This window comes from Citrobacter sp. Cpo069, assembly GCF_030332785.1.
In the GTDB taxonomy this organism is placed as follows: Bacteria; Pseudomonadota; Gammaproteobacteria; order Enterobacterales; family Enterobacteriaceae; genus Citrobacter; species Citrobacter portucalensis.
Genome location: NZ_JAOWHD010000051.1, coordinates 88,985 through 98,806 on the forward strand (window position 1 = coordinate 88,985; position 9,822 = coordinate 98,806).

Genomic DNA, 9,822 nt, shown 5'->3' on the forward strand with positions numbered 1-9,822 from the left:
CGATCGGGAAGCCCCCGACAGCCGCACGGAGAGGCAGCGGCAAAATATAAGTATGCCCTCGTTTTGCCGTTGGCGGTTTTACCGCCCAACACCAATCAAACGAATTAAGTGTGGATACCGTCTTATGGAGCAAAACCCGCAGTCACAGCTGAAGCTTCTTGTCCAACGTGGTAAGGAGCAAGGCTATCTGACCTATGCCGAGGTCAATGACCATCTGCCGGAAGATATCGTCGATTCAGATCAAATCGAAGACATCATCCAAATGATCAATGACATGGGTATTCAGGTGATGGAAGAAGCACCTGATGCCGATGATCTGCTGCTTGCTGAAACCTCCAACAGCACCGATGAAGACGCGGAAGAAGCGGCTGCCCAGGTTCTGTCCAGCGTTGAGTCCGAAATCGGTCGTACGACTGACCCGGTCCGCATGTACATGCGTGAAATGGGTACCGTTGAACTGTTAACCCGCGAAGGCGAAATCGACATCGCTAAACGCATCGAAGACGGGATTAACCAGGTTCAATGCTCCGTTGCCGAATACCCGGAAGCTATCACCTACCTGCTTGAGCAGTACGATCGCGTAGAAGCTGAAGAAGCACGTCTTTCCGATCTGATCACTGGCTTTGTCGATCCAAACGCGGAAGAAGACATGGCGCCAACGGCGACCCACGTCGGTTCTGAACTCTCTCAGGAAGAGATGGATGACGATGAAGACGAAGATGAAGAAGATGGCGACGACGACAGCAGCGATGATGACAACAGCATCGACCCTGAGTTAGCGCGTGAAAAATTCGGTGAACTGCGTACTCAGTACGAAATCACTCGCGACACCATCAAAGCGAAAGGCCGCAGCCATGCTGCCGCGCAGGAAGAAATTCAGAAGCTGTCCGAAGTGTTCAAACAGTTCCGCCTGGTGCCGAAGCAGTTCGACTACCTGGTAAACAGCATGCGCGTCATGATGGACCGCGTGCGTACTCAGGAACGTCTGATCATGAAGCTCTGCGTTGAGCAGTGCAAAATGCCGAAGAAAAACTTCATCACCCTGTTCACTGGCAACGAAACCAGCGAAACCTGGTTCAACGCGGCAATCGCGATGAACAAACCGTGGTCTGAAAAACTGCACGATGTTGCAGATGACGTTCACCGCGGCCTGCAGAAACTGCAGCAGATTGAAGAAGAAACCGGCCTGACCATCGAACAGGTTAAAGATATCAACCGTCGCATGTCCATCGGTGAAGCGAAAGCCCGCCGTGCGAAAAAAGAGATGGTTGAAGCGAACTTACGTCTGGTTATCTCTATCGCTAAAAAATACACCAACCGTGGCTTGCAGTTCCTGGATCTAATTCAGGAAGGTAACATCGGTCTGATGAAAGCGGTTGATAAGTTTGAATACCGTCGTGGTTACAAGTTCTCCACCTATGCAACCTGGTGGATCCGTCAGGCGATCACCCGTTCGATCGCGGATCAGGCGCGTACCATCCGTATCCCGGTACATATGATTGAGACTATCAACAAGCTCAACCGTATCTCCCGTCAGATGCTGCAAGAGATGGGCCGCGAGCCGACGCCAGAAGAACTGGCTGAGCGCATGCTGATGCCGGAAGACAAGATCCGTAAAGTGCTGAAAATCGCTAAAGAACCTATCTCCATGGAAACGCCGATCGGCGACGATGAAGATTCGCATCTGGGTGATTTCATCGAGGATACCACCCTCGAGCTGCCGCTGGACTCTGCGACCACCGAGAGCCTGCGTGCCGCAACGCACGACGTTCTGGCTGGCCTGACCGCCCGTGAAGCGAAAGTTCTGCGTATGCGTTTCGGTATCGATATGAACACCGACCACACGCTGGAAGAAGTGGGTAAACAGTTCGACGTTACCCGCGAACGTATCCGTCAGATCGAAGCGAAGGCTCTGCGTAAACTGCGCCACCCGAGCCGCTCTGAAGTATTGCGTAGCTTCCTCGACGATTAATCTCGCCGTATAAGTTCAAACGCCACCACAAGGTGGCGTTTTTCTTTACATCCCGCGCATGACCAGCGCGTCATCCAACTCGCGATACGCCTCTACCAGTTTATCCAGCGTGATCCGGCTTAACCCGCTGGGATTCGGCAATACCCATATTTGCGTCGCGCCAATGGTCAGCGTTTGTTTTCCCCACTGCGCCCCACGCTGGCTAAGCCCCTGCTCAAATGCCTGCTTCCCAAGGATAGCGAGCGCGGCTGGCTGATACTCTTCTATTTTCTCAATAAGCAGACGACCGCCGCTACGCATCTCTTGTAGCTTCACTTCATTGGCTTGTACCGTTGGTCTGTCGACAAACTTAGTCACGCCGCAGCGGAAGTCCAGCAGGTGCTGTGCCTCTTCAGGTTTAAGCTGGCGATCGGTGAATCCCGCCTGATGGATAACCTTCCAGAAGCGATTAGCGGGGTGCGCAAAGGGGAATCCTGTACCTGCGGAAGAAAGCCCCGGATTGATACCGCAAAACACCACCCGCAGCTCCGGTGCCAGTATGTCCTTAACCATAATTACTCCGAACAATACATCAGAGGAACCAGTATAACGGACTGAAAATACATTGTTTATAAAAACAGCATCCGTACGCTTATGTCTGGATTGCAACGCGGAGTTACTTTATAATCCACCGCCACGGCCCCTTAGCTCAGTGGTTAGAGCAGGCGACTCATAATCGCTTGGTCGCTGGTTCAAGTCCAGCAGGGGCCACCAAATAAAACAAGGACTTAGACAGGAAACTGGCTAAGTCCTTTTTGTTTTGTTTCAATCTGGGTGACGTAATGGGTGACGTAACTCTACTGTAGGTGTTGTAGCCAGGGAGATTTAGCATGAGCTTTAAGGATAAAGTTGAAGAGAAAAAAAAGCGCCGCATGGCCCGTCCCCCTGAGTTAACGGTAAAGGACTGGATTAGCCTTTATGATCTTCTTCGTTCAGCCAAAGCTCAAGATCCAGAAGCCATGTACGAAGACCTCGCCTCTGTGCTGTTAACTACCCTGTCAGTTGAGCATCATCCGGAACTATACCGCCTGGACGGAAACAAGCTAAACGCTGTTGCCGATGACCATTTTGCCTGGGACCTACTATCCGCCCCAATGAAAGGGAAAATGTCCCCAGAAGAATTGGCGAAACGCCCGAAGACCCTTTCTCAACTTCTGCGTATCTACAATGAAGATATCAGCAACGATGAGCCACTTAGTACACATGGCTTCTTGCGTGAGGCTATTGCCCCTATCCTCGATTTCGAGCTTCTGGATAGCATCGAAGATGAGCCGGACTACAAAGAAAAATATTTCGAGTTGCTAGCAGTGCAAAAGCATTCGACTCCCCCTCCACTAAGAGGGGAAAGTTATGCTATCAAACGAGAAGAGTTGCTGATCGCAGCCCTTGCGGTTATCTCTCAAAATCAAAGAGACGCTAATAAAAAGGTCATCCCAACAGTTACTGAACTTCTGAACCAGATAGAAAAACATGCCTCTGCGTTCTGGCCTCACAGTAAACAACTTCCGATGTCTCGTGAGAATGCATCTAAAGAGCTAGGCTTCGCATTACATCTTTTAGAACAACCAAATCAGAATATTGAATTTCTTCGGGAAGCCAAAAAAGCAAAAAGAAAAAGTGCATAAAAATAAATAGTTACAAAAGGTATCCAGTAACCTTCAGGAAGGTACACGGGAAAGATACAGCGCAATTTGATTAACTCCGTTCAGTTTCAGCTTTCACCACCAGGAGTTATTCCATTGAAAAATAAACCAACCATGTCTGATAAGGTTGTCGCCCTTCATCAGCCCCAACGTCTGATTCGCATTGATACAATGCTTCAGCTCCTCGATTGCAGTCGCACTACCCTCTACCGCTGGGTTAAAGCTGGCATGTTCCCACAGCCGATAATGCATGAGGGTCGAACCGTAGGATGGCCAGCCAATACGTATCAATGCTGGCTTGAGCAAAATAACAAGTAATTCTGTTTGTTAAAGGGCTGAAATATTCAGCCTTTTCTTCATCTGACAATGAAACAAGCTGGAACAAAAACGATTATTTTCACCTATTCTGCGACATGCTAAAACATGAGTAACTCTCTGATTAATCAAGTAACAACCCCCTCACCAGGTCAGGAATTCACCCAGGTATTTAATACTATTACGCCCGATAAGCCTGGCAACCTTGTTGAATATCAGCCAAAGGGAACGTTTGTTTTTAAAGAAGTGATGTGGTCTGTGCTGCCAGAGAAACGCGACCAGGACACGAAGATCATGAAAAGAATCTTCGGGGCAGTTGACAAGGTATCAGCGATGTCTCGCTTTCTTGCGGTCAGATATGATCTTCGACTCCCGACCTACAGTGCGGATAATCGCATAATGGATGATTTCCATAATTTACTTTTCCGCCAGTTAAGCAAGAATTACCCAAAATCGTTTATCAGCTATCTCTGGGTAAGAGAGCAGGGCTCAGGGGAAGCACAGCATTATCACTATTTGCTGATGCTGGATGGCAACTATATCCGTTATCCAAATAAGCTGAATACGATTGTCCGACATTGTTGGGAACAGGTTGCTGGTGGTTCGGTATGGTTCCCGGAAAACGGTTATTACTTTGTGCGCGAAAATGATCTCAAGACCTATACCGAACTGATGCTAAGAGTTAGTTATCTGGGTAAGCGCCGAACAAAAGAGTCAATTGATAAAGGTATTAAACTTGTTGGCTCAGGCATGCGCAAACCGAAACCTGTCGCGCCTTCACGCCAAAAATCTGCAATAACACCCTGCAAGCCAATCAACCAAAAAATGGAGACGAAAACCAACGATCAGGATATGGCGTTGAAATCCACCTACTCAGGAATGTTGGACAAATATTTTCTGGGCAAAGCCCGATTACCCGCCGTTCCGCGTAAACGTTCATCCTATGAACTTTATGACGAAAATAAATGGTGGTGTAATTCACCACGTTGGTCCAACCATCGTCATAACTACATGTTAGAGGCTCTGATTACTGGGATCAGCCTTTCTGATTACGCACGCAAGTACAAGTTGAATCCAGTACGGATATATGCCAACTGTCGCCGTGTTGGGGGGCAAAGCCTTAAAATTATTCACTGGGCATGGCATCGCTATTGCTTCCAGAAAAGCAAATCCACACTGGATGACTACATTAACAATCACCGGCTGAATCATAAAACAGCTAAAAAGCAGTTACGGCGTAAACCAATGAGCTCTCACTGGAGCCAGCATTTTGATCGATATTATCAAAAGTACTGGCCGAAAGGCTGGACTGTTGCCGACTACTGCCGTGAACACAATCTGGTCGCCAGCACTGCCAGACGTTACATAGTCGATTTTCCCTTTATAGGTCTGATCGATCCGTTCCTGTTGAAACCATGGTTATAGAGATGAAAACACCATAACAGTGTCACCTGGTATACTTACTGAGCGCGGCGTAACTTAAATATAAACACTTAGCCGCCATCAGTAAGCAGAGCCTTATCAGGCACTACCAGGGAATTATTGTGCAGCATGAAAACTGAAGTACCTCTCAATTCTTGACGGACATTAACGCACAGACAATGCAGATTACCTCCTGTAAGCCAATTTATATCTGCTTACTGCCACATATCCGCTGGGACTAATCCCCTTTAAATACCTTTTACTTCAAAAAAATGTTTTCCTTCTGATTTATCCCATACGCGAAATAATGAAGATTTTCTTTTAATTACTAATACTTTCAATGAGATAAGATGCATACATTCTTACGCTCATATGATCACTTTTATTTTTACTTTAATATCAATTCGTTATGAAATGATCAGCACAAAAATCACAGACGGGGATTAGCTGATTGAACGTTTCAGTTCGTTTCTGATGGTCACATATAGGTTCACATCAAGAGCCAGCGGTGATCACTGTAAAGTAACAGTGCCCCCACTGCTGAAGAGCAGTGCAATGACAACCTGCACCACATCTAGCAGCAACATCTCGTTCAAATCCATCAGTCAATAGCGATATATGCTGGCTATCAGGAGCACCCTTTTGACTGTTTACTGCGGGGCTCATGTCTCGCAAAAGAAATGTAGCAAGAGCGCCACTCTGCCCGATGGGGTGCAGTACAGGTAACATTTCACAGTTGCAGACTGCGTTAAGAAAAGAAAAAACGGAAGCCAGCGGCGATATTTTGGATACCAGTATCCGCACGATGATTGAAAGAAATGTGGAAACTTATGGTACTAAAATGGAAGATGGCTCATACCACATTAACTAATGTCCATCAGTTGCTTAATTTATAAAAAAGGATCACAAGGATGAGCCGCTATACCGGTGAAGAACAAGCAGAACAAATTTTAAATGCAGCCAGTGAATGGCGTCAGCGCTGCCTGGTCAATGGCATATCGCTTTTCAGCGACAAAAACCTCTGGAACAGCCAGTATCTGGCAGAGATTGAGAGTAATGTGGTTAATAGCCAGTTAGAGCAGGAAGGCAATTTCATGCTTCGGCTTAAAGAACAGTTAGCCAGTGTCTCACCTGAAGCAAAACAACTCACTGCGGAAATGCTTTGGCTACTGTATCTCTGCGCCAGCAATATCAGCGTCAAAACCAAGCGTGAGCAAATAAACACTATTTGGGAATTATCCGGCGAGCAGCTAGATACCCATCACGCTATGCTGCAAAGCACAGTACTTGCTGGTGTCGGCAGCGCTGGAACAGGGTTTAATACTTTTCGCGCGCGCGAATTTGCGTATCTCGCGAATGTGCTTAAGGCGCTATTAGCTCTGCCCTCTGCCGGGCGCGAAGCGCAACTGAGTAACGGTTTCTCGTTTGGAGAGTGGCTTAGCGTTATTCCTGAAAATGCCAGCCGCCAGTTCCGCCATATGCTGATGTTTTTGCTGTTCCCCGATGAATTTGAACGCGTTTTTAGCAGCAGTGATCGCCGTACTATCATCCGTGCCTTCAAGCCACATCAGAAAGAAGAGCTTTCAGCGGTAGCGATGGACAGAGCGCTACTAGAGATTCGTCATGAGCAGGAAGAAAAACAACATACTCAGCAGCTCGATTTCTACATCCCACCATTATCCAAGGTCTGGCAAAAAACCACAGAACCAGTCGAAAAATCTGCGGTAATCGAGCCCACTGATGAATTGCTCGCGCAGCCAAAAATATTAGAGCCATTGAACTTAATTTTGTTCGGCCCGCCGGGAACAGGCAAGACATACGAATTAAATCAATTGAAAGCAAAATATGTCAGCGAAGCGCAGACACTAACGCGCGAACAATGGCTGACCGAACAGCTAGCAGATAAATCATGGTGTGATGTAATTTTTATGGCACTAACCGATTTAGGTGGTAATGCAAAAGTACCAGCTATTCGCGAACATGAATTTGTGAGAACCAAAGCTACAGCCTTAGAAAGAACAAAAAATTTGCATCAAACCATTTGGTCAACCTTGCAAAATCATGCAGCTATTGACTCGAATACAGTGAAACTTGAGCGCCGTACAGCGCCTTACCTTTTTGATAAAAATAGCGATAGCACATGGTTTTTGCTTTCCGAAGCTCGAGAAGAATGTTCTGATTTAGTTAGTTTGGTTTCTTCACTTAAAAAGCCATCTAAAAATAATAAGACTATCAACCGCTACGAGTTCATCACTTTCCATCAAGCTTACAGCTATGAAGACTTCGTAGAAGGTATTCGCCCGGAGTTGAATGAAGAGAACGGTGAATTAAGCTATTCGCCACAGGATGGCGTATTTCGCCGTATCTGCCAGCGTGCCGAAGCTGATCCGGAGCATCGCTACGCCATCTTTATCGATGAAATTAATCGTGGCAACGTAGCAAAAATTTTCGGAGAGTTAATAACTCTGATTGAAACCGACAAACGCACCAGCGGCGAAAAGGGCATGCGCATTACCCTGCCCTATTCTCGCGAGCCATTTGGAGTGCCTAAAAATCTGGATATTTACGGCACGATGAACACCGCTGATCGCTCAATCGCACTATTGGATACCGCTTTACGCCGTCGCTTCCGCTTTAAAGAATTGATGCCGGACAGCAGCAAAATAGCTGGTTCAGATGATGCGGGAAATATTCTTGATGAAGATGGCAACCAGATTAACCTGCGCAAACTGCTGGATGCGATGAACCACCGTATCCGCTTTCTTCTGAGCCGCGATCTCATGCTTGGTCATGCTTATCTTTGCCCGGTGACTAACCTCACACAGCTAAAGACGGTTTTCCTGAACCAGTTAATTCCGCTCCTGCAGGAATACTTCTATGAAGACTGGTACAAAATACAGCTTGTGTTCCGCGATATTGACGCTACCGGCAAGTTGATTGAAGCTCCGCTGATTAGACATGCTAAGTTGACCAGCAAAGATGTTTTTGGCTTTACCCACGATGACTTTGAAGAGGTTGTTGAATATCGGGTTTCAGTTGCACAAGAAATTACTCCCGACTCAATTCGTAAAATTTACGAGGATTAAGCAGTGGCAGAAATTCTGTCGGTGATTGAGCATAGTTCGCTACCAGTGATCACTGAACGAGCAGCCGCCCAGCATGCGCTGGGCATTCATCATGCCCGGCTACTGGAAAAGCTGGCTCCAAATCTTCCTAACGGCGCTTTTAGCTGGGGACATCAGTCGGTGCGGTTTGCACAATTCTGCGGTGTCATCCAACTGGACGACTTAACACTAGAAATCTTGCCAAAAATAAACGGTAAAGAAGAACATCCTGAATCCTGCCGTGAGGCATTGGTGCAAATGCTGTATACCGCCCGAATCATGCGTACACATAAAGGTGCGCAGGCAGGCATCAATACCCACCAACATAGTCTGCTGGATATTTTTATCCAGCACTTTTGCCATGATTTGCATACACAGATCCTTCAAGGCAAGTTGCGAAATTACATAGAACAGGAAGAAAATTTGTCGGTAATGCGTGGTCGTTTGGTTATCCCGCAGCATGTCCGACACAATCTGGTTCACAGAGAGCGGCTGTATTGTCGCTTCGACGATTTCAGCGAAGATATGGTTCTGAATCAAATACTCCGCTTTACCCTGCGTCTGTTAATGCCCTGGACACACTCAGGAAAAACCCAAAAGCGGTTATCCGAACTATTGATGCATTTTGACGGAATTAGCGATGTGCCCATCACTTTGCAGTCATTCAAGTTACTCAAAAGCGATCGTATTAACCAACGGTTCCAGCCTGTCCTTGAACAGTGCCGATTATTTATTTCTGCGATTAAACCGGATGTACTGGCTGGTAGCACACCGCTATTTTCATTGTTGTTTGATATGAATCGCTTATTCGAAGCGTGGGTAGCAGAAAAGTTAAAACCATGGGCCCACCAGCAGGGCTGGCTTCTTCGTACACAGGGACCGCGAAAATATCTGGCGATGCGTGCAGACGACTCCCCGCTGTTTCAATTGCGGCCAGACATTGCCCTTGTCGATGACAAGGGCGTTCCACAATTGATAGCAGACACAAAGTGGAAATTGCTTAATAAAGCAGACCGCAAACTGGGGGTTTCCAGCAGCGATATTTACCAACTTTACGCCTATGCAGGTTGCTATGAGGTTCCTCATTTGCAGCTGATTTATCCAAATCAGGCGGGATTACGCCCCAACTACGGTTACACACTACAAGGAATGCATGCACCGAAATTAGCCGTTAAAACTGTGGCAATAGAAAAAAACCAGATACTAAACTGGTCCTAAAAACTGTCCCTGATACCGCTACACTTTTCCCAGTCCATTTATCCCTACAGGGAATGGGCTGGTGGTTTCGGGTCTGCCACCGCAGATGGGGATACATTTTACCTGCTTT

8 protein-coding genes and 1 tRNA gene are annotated in these 9,822 nt (G+C 47.0%); 8 read left to right on the forward strand and 1 reads right to left on the reverse strand.

Annotated elements, in window-relative coordinates; translation table 11 throughout:
• Window positions 1-124 precede the first annotated feature (124 nt).
• Window positions 125-1,972: an RNA polymerase sigma factor RpoD gene (gene rpoD, locus OGY08_RS13240; protein ID WP_003024699.1), complete on the forward strand. Its 1,848-nt coding sequence runs from the start codon at window positions 125-127 to the stop codon at window positions 1,970-1,972.
• A 45-nt stretch (window positions 1,973-2,017) separates the two neighbouring features.
• Here rpoD and mug read toward each other — a convergent pair whose 3' ends face one another.
• Window positions 2,018-2,524 (reverse strand): G/U mismatch-specific DNA glycosylase, encoded by a 507-nt coding sequence (gene mug / locus OGY08_RS13245; protein WP_008785849.1) that lies wholly within the window; start codon window positions 2,522-2,524, stop codon window positions 2,018-2,020.
• 125 nt (window positions 2,525-2,649) lie between these two features.
• On the opposite strand from mug, the gene OGY08_RS13250 reads away from it, so the two are divergent.
• The 7 genes from OGY08_RS13250 (at window position 2,650) to OGY08_RS13280 (ending at window position 9,713) form a co-directional block, all read left to right on the forward strand.
• A tRNA-Ile gene (locus tag OGY08_RS13250) sits at window positions 2,650-2,725 on the forward strand.
• Between the two features lie 116 nt (window positions 2,726-2,841).
• On the forward strand, window positions 2,842-3,636 hold the full coding sequence (locus OGY08_RS13255) for a hypothetical protein (RefSeq protein ID WP_234692392.1): 795 nt from the start codon (window positions 2,842-2,844) through the stop codon (window positions 3,634-3,636).
• Between the two features lie 189 nt (window positions 3,637-3,825).
• Window positions 3,826-3,972, forward strand: coding sequence for a helix-turn-helix transcriptional regulator (locus OGY08_RS13260; RefSeq protein ID WP_232886636.1), 147 nt, complete (start codon window positions 3,826-3,828; stop codon window positions 3,970-3,972).
• A gap of 105 nt (window positions 3,973-4,077) precedes the next feature.
• Window positions 4,078-5,394: a YagK/YfjJ domain-containing protein gene (locus OGY08_RS13265; protein WP_286565900.1), complete on the forward strand. Its 1,317-nt coding sequence runs from the start codon at window positions 4,078-4,080 to the stop codon at window positions 5,392-5,394.
• 661 nt (window positions 5,395-6,055) lie between these two features.
• Entirely contained in the window at window positions 6,056-6,262 is a 207-nt protein-coding gene (locus OGY08_RS13270; protein WP_227028234.1) for a hypothetical protein, read from the forward strand.
• 40 nt (window positions 6,263-6,302) lie between these two features.
• Window positions 6,303-8,477: an McrB family protein gene (locus OGY08_RS13275; protein ID WP_234692393.1), complete on the forward strand. Its 2,175-nt coding sequence runs from the start codon at window positions 6,303-6,305 to the stop codon at window positions 8,475-8,477.
• A 3-nt stretch (window positions 8,478-8,480) separates the two neighbouring features.
• Entirely contained in the window at window positions 8,481-9,713 is a 1,233-nt protein-coding gene (locus OGY08_RS13280; protein ID WP_119312235.1) for an McrC family protein, read from the forward strand.
• Window positions 9,714-9,822: the final 109 nt, after the last annotated feature.

Coding starts and splice junctions, on each gene's coding strand:
- rpoD (WP_003024699.1), top strand. CDS start 125: ATGGAGCAAAACCCGCAGTCACAGCTGAAGCTTCTTGTCCAACGTGGT.
- mug (WP_008785849.1), bottom strand. CDS start 2,524: ATGGTTAAGGACATACTGGCACCGGAGCTGCGGGTGGTGTTTTGCGGT.
- OGY08_RS13255 (WP_234692392.1), top strand. CDS start 2,842: ATGAGCTTTAAGGATAAAGTTGAAGAGAAAAAAAAGCGCCGCATGGCC.
- OGY08_RS13260 (WP_232886636.1), top strand. CDS start 3,826: ATGCTTCAGCTCCTCGATTGCAGTCGCACTACCCTCTACCGCTGGGTT.
- OGY08_RS13265 (WP_286565900.1), top strand. CDS start 4,078: ATGAGTAACTCTCTGATTAATCAAGTAACAACCCCCTCACCAGGTCAG.
- OGY08_RS13275 (WP_234692393.1), top strand. CDS start 6,303: ATGAGCCGCTATACCGGTGAAGAACAAGCAGAACAAATTTTAAATGCA.
- OGY08_RS13270 (WP_227028234.1), top strand. CDS start 6,056: ATGTCTCGCAAAAGAAATGTAGCAAGAGCGCCACTCTGCCCGATGGGG.